The organism is Variovorax sp. FW305-3-2-15-B-LB1, assembly GCF_058787635.1.
Window position 1 is genome coordinate 20,761 of record NZ_JBYSZY010000036.1, and the last position, 20,695, is coordinate 41,455.

Here is a 20,695-nt window from a genome sequence, read left to right on the forward strand (position 1 = left end):
GCTCAGCCTCCGCGTGCCTTGAACTTGGGATCGAGTGCGTCGCGCAGGCCGTCGCCGAGCATGTTCACGGCCAGCACCGTGAGCGCCAGGAACAGGCCGGGCAGCAGCACGGTCGAGGGATGCGAGGTGAAGTGCGTGCGGCCTTCGGACATGATGTTCCCCCAGGTCGGCACTTCGGACGGCAGGCCGATGCCCAGGAAGGACATCACCGCCTCCACCAGCATCGCCGCCGCGCAGATGAAGGTGCCCTGCACGATCAGCGGCGCCACCGTGTTGGGCAGGATGTGGCGCAGCATCAACTTCCAGGTCGGCGTGTCGAGCGCGACGGCCGCTTCCACATACGGCTCTTCGCGCACCGACAGCACCACCGAGCGCACCAGCCGCGCCACGCGCGGCGTCTCGGGCACCACGATGGCCAGGATCACCGTGAGCAGGCTGGGCCGCCACACGGCCACCAGCACGATCGCGAACAGGATGCCGGGGATGGCCATCATCCCGTCCATCACCCGCATGATCACGCCGTCCAGGCGCCGGAAGTAGCCCGCCACCATGCCCACCACGAGGCCGAACGCGACCGAGCCCAGCGCCACCGCCACGCCCACCGACAACGAGATGCGTGCGCCGTAGGCCGTGCGGCTCCACAGGTCGCGGCCCATGCTGTCGGTGCCCAGCGGGAAGAAGCGATCGAAGCTGTCGCCCGCCAGCGTGGTGAACTCGGCGCGCGCGCCGGGCGGCAGGTGCGAGTTCGCGGGGTCCATCGCGTTCGGGTCGATGGTGCCGAGCCAGGGCGCGGCCACCGCCAGCAGCAGCATCGCGGCCAGCAGGACGCCGCCGATGCGCACGCCGCCGTTGGCGAGCAGGCGGCGCAGCAGCGAGCGGGCCGGGGCCCGGGGTGCGGCGGGCGGAACCGCGGCAGAGGCAGGCGCGTCGTCGCGCAGGGAGATCGAAGTCATGGCGGGGCTTTCGAAGGAAGGTCAGTACCGGATGCGCGGATCGAGCAGCAGGTAGCTCAGGTCCACCAGCAGGTTGACCACCACGTACACGAGCGAGAAGAAGAGGGTGATCGCCTGGATCAGCGGGTAGTCGCGCGAGAGCACGGCGTCCACCGTGAGCTGGCCCAGGCCGGGGATCGCGTAGATCGTCTCGGTGACCACCACGCCGCCGATCAGGCCCGCCACGCTCAGGCCGATGACGGTGGCGATCGGCACGGCCGCGTTGGCCAGCGCGTGGCGCAGCAGCATGCGCCACTCGGCGATGCCCTTGGCGCGCGCGGTGCGCACGTAGTCTTCGGTGAGCGCCTCCGACACCGCCGCGCGCGTGACCCGCGCGATGAGTGCCGCGTACATCACGGCCAGCGTGACGCAGGGCAGCGCCAGGTGGCGCAGCCACGGGCCGATGCCGTCGCCGATGCGCTGGTAGCCCTGTGAGGGCAGCCAGCCGAGCTGCATCGAGAACAGCCAGATCATCACGTAGCCGGCCACGAACACCGGCACCGAGAAGCCGAGCACCGAGGCGCCCATGATGAAGCGGTCGAGCCGGCCGCCGCGCCGCGAGGCCGCGAGCACGCCCAGCGGCACGGCGATCAGCACCGTGAGCACCACCGTCACCGCCGCCACCGAGAGCGTGGGCTCCAGGCGCTGGCCGATCAGGTCGGTCACGCGCATCCGGTAGAAGAACGAGTAGCCGAGGTCGCCGCGCAGCACCTGGCCGAGCCAGTGCACGAACTGCGTGACGATCGATGCGTCCAGGCCCAGCTGGGCGCGGATGCGCGCGATGTCCTGCGCGCTGGCCGCGTCGCCGGCAATGGCCGCCGCGGGGTCGCCGGGCGTCATGCGCAGCAGCAGGAAGACGATGACGGCCACGATCAGGAGCACGGGCGCGGTGGCCAGTCCGCGGCGCAACAGGAAGTGGAGCATGTGAATCAGGTCCTTGACGAGGGGCCGGGCGTGTGGCGCGGGCAAAGGAAGTCCCGCCCGGCTGCCGCGCAAGGCGCAGCCGGTCAGGGGTGTCGATCAGAAGGGAGAGAGGGGCTGGCTTACGGCGCGGGCGTCTTGCGCACGTTCCAGTACAGCACCGCTGGCGACGGCAGCAGGCCGGTGATGGTGCCGCGGCGCACGGCCGTGGGCGCCTTGCCTTCGCCGAGCGGTGCGAGCACGCCGTGCTCGAGCACGACCTGCTGGATCTGCGTGGCGATCTCCTTGCGCTGCGCGAGGTCGGCGGTGGCGATGAACTTGGTCTTCAGCGCCTCGAGCTCGGGCACCACGGGCCAGCCGAAGTAGCCCTGGTCGCCGTTGCCGGTCAGCGGGCTGTAGCCGATGGGGCTGCTCGCGTCCACGCCGCCCCAGAAGGTGATGAAGGCGTTCCAGCCGCCGTTCTCGGGCAGGTCCTTCTTGGCGCGCCGGGTCACGAGCGTGGCCCAGTCGGTGGTCTGCACGTCGACGTTGAAGCCCACCTGCTTGAGCAGCTGGCCGTACACCGCGGGCAGTTTGTTCAGCGCGGGCGCGTCGCCCGGCAGCAGGATCACCACGGGCTTGCCGTCGTAGCCCGACTCCTTGAGCAGCTTGCGCGCTTCTTCGAACTGCGGCTTGCCGGTGTAGAAGCCTGTCTTGTCGCTCGCGTAGAGCGAGCCGCACAGGTAGATCGAGGCGCAGGGCTTGTAGAAGTCGCGGAAGGTGACCTGCGCGCGCAGCATCGCTTCCTGGTTGATGGCCAGCATCGCGGCCTTGCGCGCCTTCGGGTTGTTGAAGGGCGGCACCTTGTGGTTGTAGAGCACTGTGAAGGGGCCCGCCGGCATCACGTCGACCAGCTCGATCTTGTCGTTGGTGCGCATGCCCGTGTAGCCCGAAGATGGCACGGTCTCGAGCATGTCGACCTCGCCGTTGAGCAGCGCATTGGCCTGCGTCTGCGGGTCGCGCAGCATCACCCATTCGACGCGGTCGACGTGCACCACCTTGCCGCCGGCCAGGCCCGAGGCGGGCTCCTTGCGCGGCACGTAGGCGGTGTTCTTGCGGTAGATGACGCGGTCGCCCGGGCGGAAGTCTTCCTTGGCGAGCGTGAAGGGGCCGGAGCCCACCATCTCGTCGATCTGCTTGTCGGCGGGCGTGTCGGCCACGCGCTTGGGCATGATGAAAGGCACCAGCGGGTTGGGCTTGCCGAGTGCGTCGAGCACCACGCCGAAGGGCTGCTTGAACGTCATGCGAAAGCCGTTGGGGCCGTCGGCGGCGATGCTGTCCATCGCCTCGTACATCTTCTGGCCCAGCGTGTCGCGCTTGGCCCAGCGCGCCAGCGAGGCGATCACGTCCTGCGAGGTGACCGGCGCGCCGTCGTGGAACTTCAGGCCCGGGCGCAGCGTGAAGTTCCACACCTTGTTGTCGGCGCTCGCGCTGTACTTGTCGACCATCTGCGGCTTGATGACGCCCTTCTCGTCCATCGCGAAGAGGGTGTCGTAGATCATCAGGCCGTGGTTGCGCGTGATGTTGGCGGTGGTCCAGATCGGGTCGACGATCTTCAGATCCGACGAGGGCACGGTGCGAAGCACGGTCTGGGCGGACGCGGTGGCGGCGAAGCACAAAGCGAGCGCCGACAGGGAAGCCGCCGCGACGCGGCGCGGTGAAAGGTGGATTGCCATGGAGCCTTACTTCTTTCGGGAGGGAGCGGAAGACGAGGGAGAGGAAGACGGGGCCGATTCCTTGCTTTCGCGCAGCTGCACCAGCAGGAATTCGAAGATGTCGCGCGAGCCTTCTTCGGCGTCGATGAGCTTGTGCATGATGCGGCGCAGGTTCTCGATGTCGGCGACGCTCAGGCAGTCGAGAAAGCGCGCTTCCATCTCATGCCCGATGGGCTCGGCGCGCAGCACCATGTCGATGCCGGCCGGGCTCAGGCACAGGCGGATCTGCCGCGCGTCCTCGGCGCCGATCTGGCGCTCGACCAGCTCGCGCTGCACCAGCGAACTCACCAGTTTGGAGACCAGCGTCTTCTCGATGGCGCAGGTCTGCACCAGCTGCCCCATGGTGATGCCGGGCTCGGCGCCGATCATGCGCAGCAGGCGCACGTCGCGAATCGACAGGCCGAGCTCGATCTCGTAGATGCGCGAGCCGCGGTCGCGCGTGCGCTGCGACGCCAGGTCGATCAGCACGTTGAGGTAGTCGTCTTTCAGGCGAAGCGGGGCGTGCATGGCGGGTTGGTAGAAGTATTCAATAGTTGAAATGTTCAACTATGTGGACAAACTACGCAAGCTCCGGGCCAGCTGCCGAGGGAAATCCCCTAGGCACGCACTGCCAGAGGGAAAGAGCGCAAGGGAGAAAGAAAAGCCGGGCCCGGGAGGCCCGGCGTGTTCACCGATCCGGTGCTGCGCATGCACCAGGATGCGAAGGCGGGCGCCGTGCAGGCGCCGCCGGGGTGCGCGCTGTCAGGCCGCGTCCTGGCGCACGATCACCTGCCCGTTGCGCGCACCGCTGTGCACGCCGTGGCGCCAGGTGACGGCGCCGTTCACGATCACCGCGTCGATGCCCTCGGCGGGTTCGGTCGGCGTTTCGTAGTTCGCGGTGTCGCGCACGGTGGCGGCATTGAAGACCACCACGTCGGCGTGGTGCCCGACCTTGAGCGCGCCGCGCTCGTGCAGGCCGAAGTTGCGCGCCGTGAGCCCCGTCATCTTCCACACCGCCGTCTCCAGCGGGAACAGCCCCACGTCGCGGCTGTAGTGCCCCAGCACGCGCGGGAAGGTGCCCCACAGGCGCGGGTGCGGCTTGTCACCCAGCGGGATGCCGTCGGAGCCGATCATGGTTTCGTCGAAGGCGAGCACGCGCTGCACGTCGTCCTCGTCCATCATGAAATAGATGGCGCTGCCGGGCGACAGGCGCAGCGCGGCCTCTTCGCCCGACACACCCCATTCGGCCGCGATGTCCTTCAGGTCGCGGCCCGCGCATTCGGGGTGCGGCACGCTGGAGGCGATGAGCACGCGGCCGTCCATCATCCCGCGGTCAGTGCGGATCATGGTGGAGCCTGCGGTGTACGGGTAGCAGTCGAGCCCGATGCACTGGTGCTTCATCGCTTCCTGGATGAAGGGCAGCGTGACTTTGGTCTTGCCGAAGTTCTGCGTGTTCTGCACCTTGTGGTGCGACACCACCACGGGAATGTCGAGCGCGCGGCCGATGTGGAAGGTTTCTTCGAGCGACTCCATCACGCGGTCGCTTTCGTCGCGCATGTGCGTCACGTACAGCGCCTTGCGCACCGTGAGCGGGCGGCCGACCTCGATGATCTCCTCGGTCGTCGCTTTCACGGCCGGCGGGTAGAAGGTGCCGGTCGACAGGCCGATGGCGCCGGCCTGCATGGCTTCTTCGACCAGCGCCTGCATGGCGGCGATCTCCTGCGCGGTGGCGGGGCGGTCGAGGTCGGACATGGTCACGGCGCGCAGCGTCGAGTGGCCGACCATCGCCGCCACGTTGACCGACGAGGGCGTGGCGCGCAGCGCGTCGAGGTAGGCCGCGAAGGTCGTGAAGCGGTCTTCCGGCGGCGTCTCGAGCAGGCTCAGCGGCATCGGCAGGTCCATGTCGGCGCGCAGCGGCGCGGCGCTGATGCCGCAGTTGCCCGCGACCACCGTGGTCACGCCCTGCGACACCTTGAACGGCATCTGCGCATGCGACAGCACGGCCTGGTCGTCGTGCGTGTGCGAGTCGATGAAGCCCGGCGCGACGATGCGGCCGGTGGCGTCGAGCGTCTGGTCGGCCGTGTGGCCCGCGAGCTTGCCGATGGCGGCGATGCGGCCGTTGACGATGCCCACGTCGGCGTCGAAACGCGGGGCCTTGGTGCCGTCGATCACGGTGCCGCCGTGGATCAAGAGGTCGTAGTGGGGTGTCTTGTCGGTCATGAGGGCAATGCTTTCAACGGAAGTGGCAGGCGACCCAGTGGCCGCCCTGGGAAGTCGAGGGGCGCTCGCTCAGTTCGGGCGTCTTCTCCTTGCACACGGCCTGCGCCATCGGGCAGCGCGTGTGAAAGCGGCAGCCCGAGGGCGGGTTGGCCGGGCTCGGCGGATCGCCCTGCAGCAGCAGGCGGCGCGCCGGCGTGCGTGGGTTGGGCACGGGCACGGCCGACAGCAGGATCTCGGTGTACGGATGGCGCGGCGCCGAGAACAGCGTGTCGCGGTCGGCGATCTCCACGATGTGGCCGAGGTACATCACGGCCACGCGGTGGCTGATGTGGCGCACCACGGCCAGGTCGTGCGCCACGAACAGGTAGGCGATGCCGAACTCGGCCTGCAGGTCCATCAGCAGGTTGACCACCTGCGCCTGCACCGACACGTCGAGCGCCGACACGGGCTCGTCGCAGACGATCAGCTTGGGGTTGAGCGCCAGCGCGCGCGCAATGCCCAGGCGCTGGCGCTGGCCGCCCGAGAACTCGTGCGGAAACTTCTTCGCCGCCTCGGGCCGCAGGCCCACGCGCGAGAACAGCCACTGCACGCGCTCGCGCCGCTCGGCCACCGACACGTCGCCGAAATTGCGCAGCGGCTCGGCCACGATGTCGCCGGCCGTGAGGCGCGGGTTCAGCGAGGCGTACGGGTCCTGGAAGATGATCTGCAGGTCGCGCCGGCGCTGGCGCATCGCGTTCGCGGGCAGGGTCAGCAGCTCTTCGCCGTTCAGCCGCACCGAGCCCGAGGTGGGCTCGACCAGCCGCATCACCGACTTGGCCGTGGTTGTCTTGCCGCAGCCCGACTCGCCGACCAGCGACAGCGTCTCGCCGTGCCCGACGTTGAACGACACGCCGTCGACCGCCTGGATGGCCGGCTTGGTCGGGCGCAGCCAGCGCCGCGGCGAGGTGTAGTGCTTGCGCAGCTCGCGAACCTGCAGCAGCGGCGCCTTGGCGGATGTTGTTGTGGTTGTCGTCATGTGCTCACCTCGGCAGCCTCGTCGGTCCATTGTTCCTGCACCGCAAAGCAGGCGACCACGTGGCCGTCGCCCTGCGTCGAGAGCGGCGGTGTCTCGCGGCGGCAGCGTTCGCGCGCCTGCGCGCAGCGCGCGGCAAAGGCGCAGCCGCGCCCGAGCTCGTGCGCGGCGGGCACCATGCCCGGAATTTCGTGCAGCCGCGCACTCGAGGTGCTCATGGCGGGCATCGAGGCCATCAGCGCGCGGGTGTAGGGGTGCAGCGGGCGGTCGAACAGGTCGACCACGTCGGCCTCTTCCACCTTCTTGCCGGCGTACATGACCACCACGCGGTCGCAGCTCTCGGCCACCACGCCCAGGTCGTGCGTGATCATCACCACGCCCATGCCCAGCTCTTTCTGCAGCCGCTTGATGAGGTCGAGGATCTGCGCCTGGATGGTCACGTCGAGCGCGGTGGTGGGCTCGTCGGCGATCAGCACCTCGGGGTTGCAGGCCAGGGCCAGCGCGATCATCACGCGCTGGCGCATGCCGCCCGAGAGCTGGTGCGGGTATTCGTTCACGCGCCGCTCGGGTTCGGGGATCTGCACCAGGCGCAGCATCTCGACCGCGCGCTGCAGCGCCTCGGCACGGCTGGCCTTCTGGTGCAGCTGCACGGTCTCGGCGATCTGCCGGCCCACGGTGAGCACCGGGTTCAGCGAGGTCATCGGCTCCTGGAAGATCATCGAGATGCGGTTGCCGCGGATCTGGCGCATCTCGCGTTCGCTCAGCTGCATCAGGTCGGTGCCGCGCAGGCGCACGGCGCCCATGTGGCGACCGGGCGGCGTGGGCACCAGCCGCAGGATCGAGAGCGCCGTCACGCTCTTGCCGCAGCCCGATTCGCCGACCACGCCGAGCGTGCGGCCCGCGCGCACGGTGTACGACACGCCGTCGACCGAGCGCACCGTGCCCGCGAGCGTGCTGAAGTAGGTGCGCAGGTTGTCGACCTCGAGCAAGGGCTCGCCGGGGGCGAGGGTGGCCTGGGACATGGGAGTGGTCATGGCGCGTTCCTCTTCACAGCTGCCGCGCCAGGCGCGGGTCGAGCGCATCGCGCAGGCCGTCGCCGAGCAGGTTGATGGCGAGCACCGTGGCCGCCAGCAGCAGGCCCGGGTACAGGATGATGTGGAAGGCCACGGTCACGAAGTTGCGGCCCTCGGCCATCATGTTGCCCCAGCTCGGCGTCTGCGAAGGCACGCCCACGCCGAGGAAGGACAGCGCGGCCTCGGTGAGCACGGCGGCGGCGGCCACGAAGGTGGCCTGCACCACCAGCGGCGCCACGATGTTTGGCAGCACGTGCCGCACGAGGATCACCGGCAGCCGCGTGCCGACCGCGTGCGCGGCCTCCACGAACAGCTGCTCGCGCAGCGTGAGCGCCAGCGAGCGCACCAGCCGCACCACGCGCGGAATCTCGGGCACGGTGATGGCGATGATCACCGTGGTGAGGCTGGCGCGCGTCACGGCCATGAGCGCAATGGCCAGCAGGATGCCGGGGATGGCCATGAGGCCGTCCATCACCCGCATGATCGGGCCGTCGGCCCAGCGCACGAAGCCCGACACCAGGCCCAGCGCGATGCCGAAGAAGGTGGCGAGCACGGCCACCGAGGCGCCGACGATCATCGACACGCGCCCGCCCCACACGGCACGGCTGAACACGTCGCGGCCCAGCGCGTCGGTGCCGAACCAATGCTCGGCCGAAGCCGGCTGCATGCGCGCCAGCGGGTCGATGTCCTGCGGGTCGTGGGTGGCGATCCAGGGGGCGGCGATGGAGAGCGCAGCCACCGCGATGAGCAGCAGCGCGCCGACGATCAGCGTCGGGTGCTTGCGCACCCAGCGCCAGCGCGGCGGTACGAAAGGAGGGTCTTCGGCGGCGTCGGCGACAGCGGCGTTGGGAACCGGTGCATCGACTTCGCGCAAGGGCAGGGCAGTGGACATGGCGTCGTGGGGCTCGTTCTTTGTTCTAGTACTGGATGCGCGGGTCGAACAGGCGGTAGCTCAGGTCGATCAGGAGGTTGATCAGCACGTATACCCCCGCCGACAGCAGCAGCACGCTCTGGATCACCGGGTAGTCGTGGCGCTGCACCGAATCGATCACCAGCCGGCCCACGCCCGGAATGGCGAACACCGTCTCGGTGACCACCACGCCGCCGATCAGCAGTGCGATGCCCGCGCCGATCGTCGTGGCGATGGGAATGGCCGCGTTGCGCAGCGCGTGGCCGAGCACCGGCAGCACGCCCAGGCCCTTGGCGCGCGCGGTGCGGATGTAGTCCTCGTGCAGCACCTCGAGCACGGTGGCGCGCGTCATGCGCGTCACCAGCGCGATGTACACCAGCGCCAGGTTCACGCAGGGCAGCACCAGCGCGCGCAGCCAGGCGCCGGGGCCTTCGGAGAAGTTCACGTAGCCTTGCACCGGAAACCACGGCAGCTGCACCGCGAAGGTGTAGACCAGCAGGTAGCCCACGAGGAACACCGGCACCGAGAAGGCCAGCACGGCGAACAGCATCACGAGGCGGTCGATCCAGGTGCCCGCGCAGTAGGCCGCGAGCGTGCCCAGCGGCACGGCCGTCACCAGCGTGATGAGCATGGTCAGCGCCGCGATCGACACCGTGGGCTCCAGCCGCTGGCCGAGCAGCTGAGTCACCGGCACCTGCGTGAAGATCGAGGTGCCCAGGTCGCCGGTGAAGATCTTGCCGATCCACAGCCCGAACTGCTGCCACAGCGGCAGGTTCAGGCCGAGCGCGGCGCGCAGCTTGTCGATGTCCTCGGTGGTGGCGAGGTCGCCCGCGATGAGCGCGGCCGGGTCGCCGGGCGACAGGTGGATCAGCAGGAACACCACCACGGCCACCACCGCCATCACCGGCAGCGTGGAAAGAAAGCGTCGAACGATGTAGCCCATGGCGGTGCGCGGCGGCTTACTTGTCGAGCATCCAGACGGTGGGCAGGCCGGCCCACATCTTGTCCAGCCCCTTGATGCTGGCGCGCGCCGCGAACGCGGCCGAGTACTGGCCCGCGTTGATGTACGGCACGGCCTCGTAGGCGCGCGACTGGAAGGCGTCGAGCAGTTCCTTGCGCTTGGCCGGCACGGTTTCCTTCAGCCAGGCGGTGCGCAGCTCGTCGAGTTTCTTGTCGCAGGGCCAGCCGGGCAGCGTGTTGCCGCAGGCCGCGCCCAGGTAGGCGTTGCTGATGGGCGAGTTCACGTCGAACTCGCCGGCCACCGTGACGTACATGTTCCAGCCGCCGGCGTCGGACGCATCGCGCTTGGCGCGGCGCGCGCCGATCGAGGCCCAGTCCATGGTCTGTGCATCGACGTTCAGGCCGATGCTCTTCATGGTCTGCGCGGCCATCAGCGCCTCGGCGTTGAGGTAGGGCACGTCGCTGGGCACCATCAGCACCACCTTCTCGCCCTTGTAGCCGGCGTCGGCCAGCATCTTCTTCGCCTTGGCGACGTCGGCCTTGCGGAAGGGTTCCGCGCCGGCCGAGGTGTCGTTGGGGCTGCCGCAGATGAACCAGGTGGCGCAGTAGGCCATGCGCATGTCCAGCGGGAAGCCCATGGCCGCGACGAAGCGTTCCTGGTTCACGGCCTGCAGCAGCGCCTGGCGCACCTTCGGGTTGTCGAAGGGCGGGTGCAGCTGGTTCATCACCAGGAAGCCCTGGTAGGCGCCGCCGGAGCCGATCTTGATGTTGCTGTCGGTGCGCAGCGGCGCGATGTAGTCGGGCGCCAGCTGCTCGATGTAGTCGACCTCGCCGCGCTTGAGCGCCGAGATCGCGCTGTTGGCGTCGGGCAGGTAGAGCCATTCGACGCGGTCGAGGCTGGTCTTCTTGCTGCCGGCCAGGCCGCTCGGCGGCTCGCTGCGCGCCACGTAGTTCGGGTTGCGCACGAACACCGTCTTGTTGCCCGGCACCCATTCGTCACGCTTGAAGATGAAGGGCCCCGACCCGACGACTTCGGTGAGGGGCGCGGTGGCCGGCAGCTTGGCGATGCGCTCGGGCAGGATCACCGGCGGAAAGCCCGAGGGCTTGGCCAGCGCGTCGAGCACCATGCCGAAGGGCTCGTTGAGCGTGAGCGTGAGCGTGCGCGCGTCGGTGGCCTTCCACTCGGCGCCGACGGCCGTCATGGCGCGGCCCAGGCTGTCGCGCGCCGCCCAGCGCTGCAGCGAGGCCACGGCGTCGGCCGAGGTCACGGCGGCGCCGTCGGAGAACTTCAGGCCGGGGCGCAGCGTGAAGCTCCACTGCCTGCCGTCTTTCGAGGTCGTGTACTTCTCGACCATCTGCGGCTGCGGCTTGCCGGTCGCGTCCTGCGCGAACAGCGTGTCGTACACCATGTGGCCGAAGTTGCGCGAGATGTAGGCCGTGGTGAAGGTCGGGTCGAGGATCTTCAGGTCGGCATGCGCCACCACCTTGAGTGTCTTGGGCGGCGTCTGGGCGAGCGCGGGAAGGCTGGCGGCCGAAAGGGCCAGGGCAGCGAGGGCAGCAAGCGTTCGTCGGGTCATCGTCGTTCTCCGGTCGGTGGGGCGAAACAAAAAAGAAAGAGAGAGTTCAGGCAGCGACGCCGATGGGCCACTTGGGCAGGCGAGCCTTGCGGTACGGCAGGGTGGTGAGGTCGAGCGTCACGGCGCCCGGTGCGCCGGCGTAGATCACGTGCTTGGCCACCTGCGAGTACGACGCGTAGAAGTGCTGCGACGACTTGACGACCACGATCTTCTTGGCCGCCAGGTCGCAGCCCAGCTGCGTGAACAGGTCGGTGCCCATGGCCTGGTTGCGCCGCGTGATCAGCACGATGTCGATGCCGTTGACCTCGACCAGCGCGCAGTCGCCCATGGCGGTGGGCGTGTTCGACAGGCCGGTCATCACCAGGTCTTCCTTCAGCGCCTTCACGGTGCATTCGAGGTCCAGCGGGTCGCCCGACAGCGGGCTGATCTTGCCGCCGATGCGCATCTGCAGCCTGGCGCCCACGCCGGCGTCGAAGGCGATGCGCACGGCGATCGGGTCCCACATCGGGCCGAGCGCGGCGTTGGTGATGCCGCGCTCCAGCATGCGGCGCAGGATGAAGGTGGAGTCGCTCGCCGCGCCGCCGCCGGGGTTGTCGGCGCCGTCGGCCAACACCACGGGGCCGCCGTCGAAGGCCAGGGCCTCGTCGAGCGAGTCGTCGATGCTGGGGTAGTTGACCGTGAGGCCGTCGCGCATGGCGATGACTTCGTCGGCCAGCTGCCGTGCCAGCGCATTGGCCTTCGCTTGGTCGCCGTCGGTGTAGACCAGCACCTTGGTGCCCATCTCGGGCACGTCGCCCCACGAGAAGCCGTGCGTGAGCGAGACCGAGAGCACGCCGTCCTTGCCTTCGAGCGCCTGCATGCGCTGCACGAAGCTGCGCGCCGGTTCGCGCGAGGTGTGGACGGTGACGATGATGTCGCAGTCGACCATCGCGACCACTGGCTTGACCTTGCCTTCGACGGCTGCGGCGCAGATGTCGACCAGCTCCAGCCCGCGTTCGAGCACGTCGGTGTGCGGGTACTCCTTGAAGGAGACCATCACGTTGGCGTTGTCCACCATGGCGGGCGTGAGGTGGTTGTGTGGGTCGAGCTCCGCGCCGATCACCACGTCAGGGCCCACGATCTGGCGCACGCGCGCCAGCATGTCGCCTTCGCAGTCGTCGTAGCCGTCGGCCACCATCGCGCCGTGCAGGCCGAGCAGCACCATGTCGACCGGCAGCGCGGCGCGCAGGTCGTTCAGCATCTCGTCGCGCAGGGTTTCGTAGGCGTGGCGCGTGGTGATGCCGCTGGGCTGCGCGCCCGCCACCATGCCTTCGAGGAGCGTCCAGCCCTTTTCCTTGCCGCGGATGCGCGCGGCCCACAGCGGGCCCGAGTAGATCGTCAGCGCATCGGGATGCTGGCCGGCGGGAAAGTAGCCGCGGTCCTTGAAGGAGGCGATGCCGGTCGGCATCGGGCCGAAGGTGTTGGTTTCGGTCGCGAGGGAAGCACTGAAGACACGCATGGTGATTTCTCGTGGGGAGGATTTGTTGTGGGGGAAGGAGCGGATCAGCCGGCCGTGCGCAGCCGCTGCGGGCCGAGCATCTCGGCTGTGAGCCCGAAGCCCGCGATGCGCTCGGGCAGCGGCAGGCCGCGTGCCAGCGCGGCGCAGGCCTCGCCCATGGCGGCCGAGGTCTGGATGCCGTAGCCGCCTTGCGCCGCGACCCAGAAGAAGCCGGGCGCGTCGGGCGCGAAGCCACCCACCAGGTCGCCGTCGGCCACGAAGGAACGCAGGCCGGCCCAGGTGCGCGTGGGGCGGCGGATGGCGAGCGTGGTCGCCTCCTCGATGCGGTGCATGGCGATGGCGATGTCCATCTCTTCGGGCTGCACGTCCTGCGGCTCGACCGGGTCGGCGTTGGCCGGCGAGCCCAGCAGCATGCCGGCGTCGGGCTTGATGTACCAGCCCTCGTCGGCGGCGAACACCATCGGCCAGTGGGCCACGCTTTGGCCCTCGGGCGGCGCGAAGATGAAGGCCGAGCGGCGGCGCGGCTCGATGCCCAGCGGGCGCACGCCCGCCAGCTGCGCGATGGTGTCGACCCAGGCACCGGCTGCGTTGAGCACCACGGGCGCTTCGTACACCGTGCCACCCGCCGTCACGCGCCAGCGGTCGCCTACGCGTTCCATGGCCGTGACATCGGCGTCGCACACCAGCTTGCCGCCGGCCTGGCGCATGCCGCGCAGGTAGCCCTGGTGGATGGCGTGCACGTCCATGTCGGAGGCGTCGGGTTCGTACACCGCGCCGGCCACCTGCTCGGGGCGCAGCGCCGGCACCATCTCGCGCGCCTGCTCGCCATCGAGGCGCTGGGCGCCGACGTCCATGGCGCGCAACAGCTCCCAGTGCGCTTCGAGCTCGTGCAGGTGCTCGGTGCCCGCGACCATCATCGCGCCGCGCGGCGTGAGCAGCGGGTGCTCGGCGAAGCCTTCGGGCGGGTGTTCGAGGAAGGCGCGGCTGGCCATGGTGAGGGCGCGCACCTGCGGCGTGCCGTAGCTCTCCATGAAGAGCGCGGCCGAACGGCCGGTGGAGTGGTAGCCCGGCTGGGCTTCGCGTTCGAGCAGGATCACGCGGGCATGCGGGGCGAGCCAGTGGGCCACCGAGGCCCCGGCGATGCCGCCGCCGATCACGAGGTAGTCGGCCACGACGGGAGTGGTTGTGCTTGTTGTCATCGCCGAAAAGTGTAGGTAGAAATTTGCGGATACGCAAATTGATTTGCGCCAACCAAGGGGAAACCATGGGTGCACCACCGAGGTGAAATTTGCGTACACGCAATTTGCGCATACGCAAAACGCATGCCGGGGCTGTCGCGCCGTGCGTGGCCGGCCGGGCGCGGGGCTGGCAGAATCACCCGGCATACCTAGAGAAAGCCAAGCGTGACTCCACACACAGGGAACCGGGGCGGGGCGAAGCCGAAGGAAGAGCCGCCCACGCTGGACCGCACCACTTTCGGCCATCGCCTGCGCACCGCGCGCAAGCGTTTCGGCTGGACGCTGGCGCAACTGGCCGAGCGCTCCGGCGTGTCGATCACCACCATCTCGCGCGCCGAGCGCGGCCAGCTCGCGCTCGGCTACGAGAACTTCACCGCGCTGGGCCGCGCGCTCGAGATGGACATGAACGCCATGTTCGCGGGCGCGGGCGTCAAGCCCGAGCAGCTCGACGGCCCGGTCGTCACGCGCGCGGGCAAGGGCGTGGTCTACAAGGGGCTGGCCATCGCCTACGAGTTCCTGGGCACCACCGCCGCCGGCAAGCAGATGAGCCCCATCGTCGGCACCGTGCACGCGCGCCGCATCAATGGCCCCGAGGACTTCGTGCGCCACACGGGCGAAGAGTTCGCCTACGTGCTGTCGGGCGAGATCGACGTGTACTTCGACAACGGCGAAGTGGTGCGCCTGGCGCGCGGCGACTCGCTGTACTTCGACAGCCGCCTCGGCCATGCCTACGTGAGCGTGAGCCGCCAGCTCGCGAAGATCGTGGGCATGACCTCGGGGGAGAGCGGGCACATGAAGTCGGCGCGCGAGGCGCCTGCGATGAAGCCGGCGCGCAAGACCGTGGCGGCGAAGAAGACTGCAGGTGGCCGCAAGGGCTGAGCGCCCGCGTCAGCCTGCGGCCCGACATGAAGGAGACATGACGATGTCCGAGCACAAGATTTTCGCGATGCCGTTCGCCAAGGTGTACCCCATGTACGTCCAGAAAGCGGAGCGCAAGAATCGCACGAAGGAAGAGGTCGACGAAGTCATCTGCTGGCTCACCGGCTACGACGCGGCGGGGCTGCAGCAGCAGATCGAACAGCAGACCGATTTCAGGACCTTCTTCGCCCAGGCCCCGGCGCTGCATCCGAACCGCGCGCTGATCAAGGGCGTGGTGTGCGGCGTGCGCGTCGAGGAAGTCGAAGACCCGCTGATGCAGAAGATCCGCTACATGGACAAGCTGGTCGATGAGCTGGCCAAGGGCAAGGCGATCGAGAAGATCCTGCGGGCGTAGTGCGTGTCTAGCCCGTCGCCACGATGACGTGCGCCTGGATCTTCCCTGCCACCGGGCCGGTGCCATGCCGGCTGGCAATCGCCTCCTCCGCGCGGTCGGTCGCGAGCTGGAGCAGGCTCGCGTCGCGCGCCTCGATCTCGTTGCGCAGCGGCGTGCCCTGGCAGTAGGCCACCGCCACTTCGCGTGCCGAGGGCGAGCGGCTCAGCTTCTCGTGCGTCTGGACCTCGATGTCGGTGAACCCCGCGCGGCGCAGGTCGTCGCGGATCTGTGCGACGTCGTGGTAGCCGTGCGGCGTGCGCGCGAGAAAGCGCGGCGGGTCGTCCGGGAACACGGTGGCGACGGCGCGGGTGACGTCGTCGGCGAAGGCGTTGTCTTCGATGCGGTCCCAGACGCTGAACACGAAGCGCCCGCCGGGTTTCAGCACGCGGCGCGCCTCGCTGTGGCCGGCGACCCGGTCAGGGAAGAACATGGCGCCGAACTGGCACAGGACCACATCGAACGACGCATTCTCGAACGGCAGGGCGAGCGCGTCGGCCTGCAGCCATTCGATGCGGTTGTCGGTTGCCTGGCGGGTGACGGCATAGTCGAGCATGGCGGGGTTGAGGTCGGTCACCACGTAGCGCGCACCGGCGCCAAGCTGGGGTGCCAGCATCCGCGTGACCGCGCCGCTGCCGGCCGCCGTTTCCAGCACCGCGCCGGGCGAGAACGCAGCGACCAGGGCGGCAGCGTCGACGGCGTAGCCCTCGAAGATCAGGGGGACCATCAGCGTGTCGTAGAACTTCGGGATCGAGCCCGCGAACACCTTGTCGCTTTCGTCGGCCATGGGAACTCCTTGAAAGCTCTGAACAGAGCGGGCCTGCTCCCTTGCTCCAATGAGTCCGTTGCCTGTTTGGGCATGCGTGACGGGGACGATGGGCCATGGTGGCCCTGCCAGGCATCGTCGTCAACGCCGTTGCGCGGGCGTCCTCCCCTGTAGTGGGTACCGGAGATGTTGCCGGGCGTTTCGGGCGCGCCGATCGGTCGACCCCCTAACGGCCGCGGTCCCCATCGCGCACCGATTCGATGGCGCCGTTGTAGATGCGCACGATGCCGAAGAAGGTGCCCGGACCCCGGTCGTAGGTCCATTCCTCCATCGGGACGCATTGATTGGCGAGCACGGCCTCGGGGCTGCCTGGCCGATACGGCGTGAGGACCCAGCCGAGCTGCACCATCGGCACGCAGACGGCTTGCCGGTAGACCGGTTCGCCGCAGGTCTGGAGCAAGGTCGCGGGCGACGCCCCTTTTCCGACGAGGTAGCCGTTGCAGGCGAGGGACTGTGCTGACGCGGAACTGGCGATCAGCAAAGCGGCCGCTGCGATCGAAACCCCGGTGGCCAAGCGTGCGAAACGAGCCGCGCGCGGCATCGTTGACCCTCTTGAATGCTTCATGTGCGCATCACTCACTCACGAACCAGCTGGGCGTACCGCCAGAGGCCCCAGATCGCGCCGACGGTGATGCCGATGCCCACGCTCCAGCCCGCCGGCACATCGAATCCGAGCGCCAGGATCAGCATCAAGCCGACGCTGACCAGCGCGATGAAAGTCAGCGTGACGAAGTCGAAGCGCGCGACCTCGACGGTGTCTTCCGCCACGCCGCGGTTGCGCTGGCCGTGCTTGCGGCGCAGGCCGCGGAACAGCAGGACATCGAGAACGAAATCGAAGATGCCGACGACAAGGTCGGCCAGGATGCTCCACATCGGGACGCTCCATTTGCGGTGACACCCTGGGTTGTCGCTGTGCGCTCAAGGGTCCGACCCGGGTGGTGCGGCGGAGCCGGGCGAAATGTTAGCGCGCTTCCGGCAAGGCAGGTCATCGTCCTCCGACCCGCTTCACGCCGGCATCTTCGGCGGCCAGTTGTGCGTCTCGCCGCGGCCTTCGCTGCACCACGCATACAGAGCGTCGTACATCACCAGCCCGTGCTGCAGCATGGCGTGGTCGTCGGCAAACACGCGCGACAGGCCCAGCGAGATGGCGTAGAGCCCTGCCGACTGCGGCGTGAGGTCGAGCCGCGAGGTGTCCGCACCGCGCACGATGTCGGCCATCTGGTGCAGCGCAGGCTCGGCGAGCCGGTACTTCGCGAGGAAGGCGTCGAAGCTGCAGCGCTCGCCGACGTGGCTCATCTCCACGCCCGGAATGTCGTAGGGCGTGGCGCCGGTGCTTTGCGCCATCGCCAGCACGTCGACCGGCGGCACGTAGAGAAACTCGGCCTCGCGGTCGATGAAGCGCAGGATCAGCCACGGGCAAGCGATGCGGTCGATCTTCGGGCGTTCGCGGGTGATCCATTTCATGGCGTTGCTCCTGGGTCGGCAGGCTTGGGTTCGAGCGGCCGGCCGGCGGCCTGCCAGCCGTCGATGCCGCCGCGCAGATAACGTGCATCCAGGCCCGCAGCGCGCAGCCGCAGGGCCGTGCTGCGTCCCACCTCGTGGCCGTACACGCAGTAGACGACGAGCGCGCGGTCGACCGGGAGCTCGACGGCCCAGTGCTCGACCGCGGCCGGGTCGCGCCAGCGGGCACCGGGGAGCATCGACGCGGCCTGCGCGAACACGCCGGCACGGCGCACGTCGAGCAGCATCGAGCCGGCCACGTCGTCCTGCGCCGCGCCGAAGGGTTCGCTGGCAGCGTGCACCGCCTGCTGGTAGCGCGCGTACACCGGGGCCCAGTCGATGTTGGCCATGAAGGCATCGACGTACGCACCGGCGGCGGCGCCGTGGTCCAGGTGGTAGGCGTGCTCGTACATGTCCAGCGCCAGCAGCGGCATGCCGCCCGCCAGCGCATGGGTGTGGTCAGCAGCCCATTGGTTGACCAGCGTGCCCTCGCGCGGCTGGAAGGTGAGCAGCACCCAGCCCGAGCCGCCGCCAAGCGCCTTGCCCATCGCTGCGAATTCCTCGCGCCATCGATCGACGCTGCCGAAATTTGCCGCCAGGGCGAGCGCCATGGCGGGCTCCATCGTCCGGCCATCGCCACCGAGCGATGCGAAGTACAGCTCGTGCAGCAGCATCGAGTTGGTGGCGATGAGTTCTTCGCGCTTGAGGCCGTTGAGCGCGAAGCCGGGCATGGCGGCGAACGATGCCGTGGCGAGCTGCGCGCGGATGGCGTTGAGGCGCTTGACGGCGCCGCCATAGTTGTTCTGGTGATGGCTGTTCAGAAGCTTCTGCGACAGCCCGCGCAGCGTGGCGGGGTCGAAGGGCAATGGTTGGGGTCGGGCGTCCATGGGAACTCCTTCAGCGCGGCAGGGCAGGCAGCCACGTGAGCGCCAGCCCGATGGCCGCGCAGGCACCGAGCAACGTCATCACGCCGACTTTGAAGCGGAACAGGGCGATTGCCGCGGCCACGGCCATCACCGCCGAGATCGCGTCGAAGCGGCCCGCGAAACCGTGCGGCCAGAGCACGTGGTACGCGAAGAACAGCGCCAGGTTCAGGATCACGCCCACCACCGCTGCGGTGATCGCCGACAGCGGTGCCGTGAAGCCCAGCCGGCCGTGCGTGGCCTCGATGGCGGGCCCGCCGGCCAGGATGAAGATGAACGAGGGCAGGAAGGTAAAGAAGGTGACGACCGTCGCCGCCAGCGCGCCGCCGAGGAACAGCGAATCGGGCCCCAGCACCTGCGTCAGCCAGCCGCCGACAAAGCCGACGAAGGCCACCACCATGATGAGCGGCCCCGGCGTGGTTTCTCCCAGCGCCAGCCCGTCGATCATCTGCGCGCCGGAGAGCCAGTGGTACTGCTCGACGGCCCCCTGGTACACGTAGGGCAGCACGGCATAGGCGCCGCCGAAGGTCAGCAGCGCGGCCTTGGTGAAGAACCACCCCATCTGCGTGAGCGTGCCGTGCAGGCCCTGGGTCGCGACGAGCACGCCCATGGCCAGCAGCCACAGGCCCAGGCCGATGCCCAGGATCTTGAGCAGGTGCGCGCGTGAAAAGCGCGCGTGCGCCGGCGTGGGCGTGTCGTCGTCGATCAGCGCCGGGCCGTAGTGCTGCTGCGCGCTGCCATGGCCGCCGCCGAGTGCGAACACCTCGGGCGCCCATCGCGCGCCGACGTGGCCGATGAGGCCGGCGGCCAGCACGATCGCCGGAAACGGCGCGTCGAACGCGAAGATGGCGATGAAGGCCGCGGCGGCGATGCCCCACATCCACCGGTTCTTCAACGCGCGGCTGCCGATGCGGTGTGCCGCGTGCAGCACCAGCGCGGTGACCGCGGGCTTGATGCCGTAGAAGATGCCGGCCACCACCGGCACGTTGCCGAAGCGCAGGTAGACCCACGACAGCGCGATGAGGATGAACAGCGAGGGCAGCACGAACAGGGCGCCGGCCACGAGGCCGCCGCGTGTGCGGTGCATGAGCCAGCCGATGTAGGTGGCCAGTTGCTGCGCCTCGGGGCCGGGCAGCAGCATGCAGAAGTTCAGCGCATGCAGGAAGCGCTTCTCGCTGATCCATCGCCGTCGCTCGACCAGCTCCGCATGCATGATCGCGATCTGCCCGGCGGGCCCGCCGAAGCTGATGAAGCCGAGCTTGAGCCAGAAGCGAAACGCTTCGGCAAAGGAAATAGGCGTGGGGGGCGCAGGAAGCGCAGAGGGGGCGTCAGGCAAGGCGGTGTCCACGGAAAACTCCGTTGAGGGTCACCAGCGCTTGGACGGGACACCGTCTTGCTTTGCAGCGCGGGAGGCTGTTTTCCCGCGGAAGGGCATCGTAGCAGTGGCCGTTCCTGCTGGCAACGCAGGGCCCTCAGGCCCTCTTCACATTGCTGGAACGCACCCGTGCTTCTTTTCGGTCAGCGCACCTGCGCGCACACGCGCTTGAACACGATCCCGCTCACCGTGGTCGGACCGCCCACGGCCTTCCACTCGCTGCGCCGGGCGAGGTCGATGTCGTGCACTTCCAGCGGCCCGTTGTGGCTCACCACGCGGCGCATCTTTTCGCGCCGGCCCTTGCAGTCGTAGTCGTAGAGATAGCGCGAGGTGCGAAACGGGGTCTTGCCCACGTCGGTCTGCAGTTCGTCGTAGCGGTAGAGCGTCCACGCTTCCACGGCATCGCCATGCGGCTTGACCGAATCGCGCTGCAGCAGCACCTGCTTGCGCGGGGTGGTGGCGATCTCGGTCCAGGTGTCGGCGGCGTGTGTGGCAACTGCAGCCAGCAAGGCCGCTGCAGCGCAGGTGGAGGCGACAAGGTGGCATGCCAGCACGGCGCGGTGCTTGGGCAGACGAGGCTTCATTGGTTTCACTCCCTGTGAATCGGTGGCAAGCAGGCGAAGGATGC

The 20,695-nt window shown here is 68.9% G+C and carries 21 protein-coding genes; 2 read left to right on the forward strand and 19 right to left on the reverse strand.

All coding sequences use genetic code 11. The annotated features are described in order from the left end of the window. Nucleotides 1–2 precede the first annotated feature (2 nt). The 12 genes from AC3WQR_RS20890 to AC3WQR_RS20945 all read right to left on the reverse strand — a co-directional run bounded on the left by AC3WQR_RS20890 (nt 3) and on the right by AC3WQR_RS20945 (nt 14,095). Nucleotides 3–953, reverse strand: coding sequence for an ABC transporter permease (locus AC3WQR_RS20890; RefSeq protein WP_070061793.1), 951 nt, complete (start codon nt 951–953; stop codon nt 3–5). Between the two features lie 21 nt (nt 954–974). Beyond that, nucleotides 975–1,916, reverse strand: coding sequence for an ABC transporter permease (locus AC3WQR_RS20895; RefSeq protein WP_070061794.1), 942 nt, complete (start codon nt 1,914–1,916; stop codon nt 975–977). Nucleotides 1,917–2,035: 119 nt separating this feature from the next. Next, nucleotides 2,036–3,628, reverse strand: a complete 1,593-nt coding sequence (locus AC3WQR_RS20900) for an ABC transporter substrate-binding protein (RefSeq protein WP_492743363.1) — start codon at nt 3,626–3,628, stop codon at nt 2,036–2,038. A 6-nt stretch (nt 3,629–3,634) separates the two neighbouring features. Then, entirely contained in the window at nt 3,635–4,174 is a 540-nt protein-coding gene (locus AC3WQR_RS20905) for a MarR family winged helix-turn-helix transcriptional regulator (RefSeq protein ID WP_492743366.1), read from the reverse strand. 234 nt (nt 4,175–4,408) lie between these two features. After that, a complete protein-coding gene (locus tag AC3WQR_RS20910; protein WP_492743369.1) occupies nt 4,409–5,866 on the reverse strand; it encodes an N-acyl-D-amino-acid deacylase family protein in 1,458 nt (485 codons plus the stop codon). Between the two features lie 13 nt (nt 5,867–5,879). Next, nucleotides 5,880–6,881: an ABC transporter ATP-binding protein gene (locus AC3WQR_RS20915; RefSeq protein ID WP_492743371.1), complete on the reverse strand. Its 1,002-nt coding sequence runs from the start codon at nt 6,879–6,881 to the stop codon at nt 5,880–5,882. Continuing rightward, nucleotides 6,878–7,912, reverse strand: a complete 1,035-nt coding sequence (locus AC3WQR_RS20920; RefSeq protein WP_492743373.1) for an ABC transporter ATP-binding protein — start codon at nt 7,910–7,912, stop codon at nt 6,878–6,880. The genes AC3WQR_RS20915 and AC3WQR_RS20920 overlap by 4 nt, the downstream gene beginning before the upstream one ends. 13 nt (nt 7,913–7,925) lie before the next feature. Then, the gene (locus AC3WQR_RS20925; protein ID WP_307584798.1) at nt 7,926–8,843 is read right to left on the reverse strand and encodes an ABC transporter permease; all 918 of its coding nucleotides are present in this window, start codon (nt 8,841–8,843) and stop codon (nt 7,926–7,928) included. Nucleotides 8,844–8,868: 25 nt separating this feature from the next. Continuing rightward, on the reverse strand, nt 8,869–9,804 hold the full coding sequence (locus AC3WQR_RS20930) for an ABC transporter permease (RefSeq protein WP_056574393.1): 936 nt from the start codon (nt 9,802–9,804) through the stop codon (nt 8,869–8,871). A 16-nt stretch (nt 9,805–9,820) separates the two neighbouring features. Beyond that, a complete protein-coding gene (locus tag AC3WQR_RS20935; RefSeq protein ID WP_492743375.1) occupies nt 9,821–11,398 on the reverse strand; it encodes an ABC transporter substrate-binding protein in 1,578 nt (525 codons plus the stop codon). 46 nt (nt 11,399–11,444) lie between these two features. Beyond that, complete coding sequence (locus AC3WQR_RS20940; RefSeq protein ID WP_159274575.1) at nt 11,445–12,896, reverse strand: M81 family metallopeptidase; 1,452 nt, start codon at nt 12,894–12,896, stop codon at nt 11,445–11,447. A gap of 44 nt (nt 12,897–12,940) precedes the next feature. Then, nucleotides 12,941–14,095 (reverse strand): NAD(P)/FAD-dependent oxidoreductase, encoded by a 1,155-nt coding sequence (locus AC3WQR_RS20945; RefSeq protein WP_492743377.1) that lies wholly within the window; start codon nt 14,093–14,095, stop codon nt 12,941–12,943. A gap of 204 nt (nt 14,096–14,299) precedes the next feature. Here AC3WQR_RS20945 and AC3WQR_RS20950 point away from each other — a divergent pair, with 204 nt between their 5' ends. Together AC3WQR_RS20950 and AC3WQR_RS20955 are read left to right on the forward strand one after the other, a co-directional pair. Further along, a complete protein-coding gene (locus AC3WQR_RS20950) occupies nt 14,300–15,013 on the forward strand; it encodes a helix-turn-helix domain-containing protein (protein ID WP_159277893.1) in 714 nt (237 codons plus the stop codon). Between the two features lie 43 nt (nt 15,014–15,056). After that, the gene (locus tag AC3WQR_RS20955; protein WP_492743379.1) at nt 15,057–15,407 is read left to right on the forward strand and encodes a DUF2200 domain-containing protein; all 351 of its coding nucleotides are present in this window, start codon (nt 15,057–15,059) and stop codon (nt 15,405–15,407) included. 7 nt (nt 15,408–15,414) lie between these two features. Here AC3WQR_RS20955 and AC3WQR_RS20960 read toward each other — a convergent pair whose 3' ends face one another. The 7 genes from AC3WQR_RS20960 to AC3WQR_RS20990 form a co-directional block, all read right to left on the reverse strand. After that, entirely contained in the window at nt 15,415–16,230 is an 816-nt protein-coding gene (locus tag AC3WQR_RS20960) for a class I SAM-dependent methyltransferase (protein ID WP_492743381.1), read from the reverse strand. Nucleotides 16,231–16,435: 205 nt separating this feature from the next. Further along, nucleotides 16,436–16,810, reverse strand: coding sequence for a DUF2845 domain-containing protein (locus AC3WQR_RS20965; protein ID WP_492743383.1), 375 nt, complete (start codon nt 16,808–16,810; stop codon nt 16,436–16,438). Nucleotides 16,811–16,845: 35 nt separating this feature from the next. Next, nucleotides 16,846–17,142 carry a hypothetical protein gene (locus AC3WQR_RS20970; RefSeq protein ID WP_492743385.1) on the reverse strand — a complete coding sequence of 99 codons (297 nt, stop codon included), beginning with the start codon at nt 17,140–17,142 and terminating at the stop codon, nt 16,846–16,848. A gap of 132 nt (nt 17,143–17,274) precedes the next feature. Further along, nucleotides 17,275–17,733: a chromate resistance protein ChrB domain-containing protein gene (locus tag AC3WQR_RS20975; protein WP_492743387.1), complete on the reverse strand. Its 459-nt coding sequence runs from the start codon at nt 17,731–17,733 to the stop codon at nt 17,275–17,277. Further along, nucleotides 17,730–18,656, reverse strand: coding sequence for a Fe-Mn family superoxide dismutase (locus AC3WQR_RS20980; protein WP_492743390.1), 927 nt, complete (start codon nt 18,654–18,656; stop codon nt 17,730–17,732). Before AC3WQR_RS20980 ends, AC3WQR_RS20975 begins: the two co-directional genes overlap by 4 nt. Nucleotides 18,657–18,666: 10 nt before the next feature. Then, nucleotides 18,667–20,040, reverse strand: a complete 1,374-nt coding sequence (gene chrA / locus AC3WQR_RS20985; protein WP_492743392.1) for a chromate efflux transporter — start codon at nt 20,038–20,040, stop codon at nt 18,667–18,669. 170 nt (nt 20,041–20,210) lie between these two features. Continuing rightward, nucleotides 20,211–20,651, reverse strand: coding sequence for a surface-adhesin E family protein (locus tag AC3WQR_RS20990; RefSeq protein ID WP_492743394.1), 441 nt, complete (start codon nt 20,649–20,651; stop codon nt 20,211–20,213). Between the last annotated feature and the right edge of the window lie 44 nt (nt 20,652–20,695).

Bases quoted from the DNA above. Each gene is read 5' to 3' on its own strand.
- AC3WQR_RS20900 (WP_492743363.1), bottom strand. From the start codon at position 3,628: ATGGCAATCCACCTTTCACCGCGCCGCGTCGCGGCGGCTTCCCTGTCG.
- AC3WQR_RS20955 (WP_492743379.1), top strand. From the start codon at position 15,057: ATGTCCGAGCACAAGATTTTCGCGATGCCGTTCGCCAAGGTGTACCCC.
- AC3WQR_RS20970 (WP_492743385.1), bottom strand. From the start codon at position 17,142: ATGTGGAGCATCCTGGCCGACCTTGTCGTCGGCATCTTCGATTTCGTT.
- AC3WQR_RS20915 (WP_492743371.1), bottom strand. From the start codon at position 6,881: ATGACGACAACCACAACAACATCCGCCAAGGCGCCGCTGCTGCAGGTT.
- AC3WQR_RS20930 (WP_056574393.1), bottom strand. From the start codon at position 9,804: ATGGGCTACATCGTTCGACGCTTTCTTTCCACGCTGCCGGTGATGGCG.
- AC3WQR_RS20965 (WP_492743383.1), bottom strand. From the start codon at position 16,810: ATGCCGCGCGCGGCTCGTTTCGCACGCTTGGCCACCGGGGTTTCGATC.
- AC3WQR_RS20945 (WP_492743377.1), bottom strand. From the start codon at position 14,095: ATGACAACAAGCACAACCACTCCCGTCGTGGCCGACTACCTCGTGATC.
- AC3WQR_RS20925 (WP_307584798.1), bottom strand. From the start codon at position 8,843: ATGTCCACTGCCCTGCCCTTGCGCGAAGTCGATGCACCGGTTCCCAAC.
- AC3WQR_RS20910 (WP_492743369.1), bottom strand. From the start codon at position 5,866: ATGACCGACAAGACACCCCACTACGACCTCTTGATCCACGGCGGCACC.
- AC3WQR_RS20980 (WP_492743390.1), bottom strand. From the start codon at position 18,656: ATGGACGCCCGACCCCAACCATTGCCCTTCGACCCCGCCACGCTGCGC.
- AC3WQR_RS20920 (WP_492743373.1), bottom strand. From the start codon at position 7,912: ATGACCACTCCCATGTCCCAGGCCACCCTCGCCCCCGGCGAGCCCTTG.
- AC3WQR_RS20940 (WP_159274575.1), bottom strand. From the start codon at position 12,896: ATGCGTGTCTTCAGTGCTTCCCTCGCGACCGAAACCAACACCTTCGGC.
- AC3WQR_RS20895 (WP_070061794.1), bottom strand. From the start codon at position 1,916: ATGCTCCACTTCCTGTTGCGCCGCGGACTGGCCACCGCGCCCGTGCTC.
- AC3WQR_RS20935 (WP_492743375.1), bottom strand. From the start codon at position 11,398: ATGACCCGACGAACGCTTGCTGCCCTCGCTGCCCTGGCCCTTTCGGCC.
- AC3WQR_RS20990 (WP_492743394.1), bottom strand. From the start codon at position 20,651: ATGAAGCCTCGTCTGCCCAAGCACCGCGCCGTGCTGGCATGCCACCTT.
- AC3WQR_RS20905 (WP_492743366.1), bottom strand. From the start codon at position 4,174: ATGCACGCCCCGCTTCGCCTGAAAGACGACTACCTCAACGTGCTGATC.
- AC3WQR_RS20960 (WP_492743381.1), bottom strand. From the start codon at position 16,230: ATGGCCGACGAAAGCGACAAGGTGTTCGCGGGCTCGATCCCGAAGTTC.
- AC3WQR_RS20975 (WP_492743387.1), bottom strand. From the start codon at position 17,733: ATGAAATGGATCACCCGCGAACGCCCGAAGATCGACCGCATCGCTTGC.
- AC3WQR_RS20890 (WP_070061793.1), bottom strand. From the start codon at position 953: ATGACTTCGATCTCCCTGCGCGACGACGCGCCTGCCTCTGCCGCGGTT.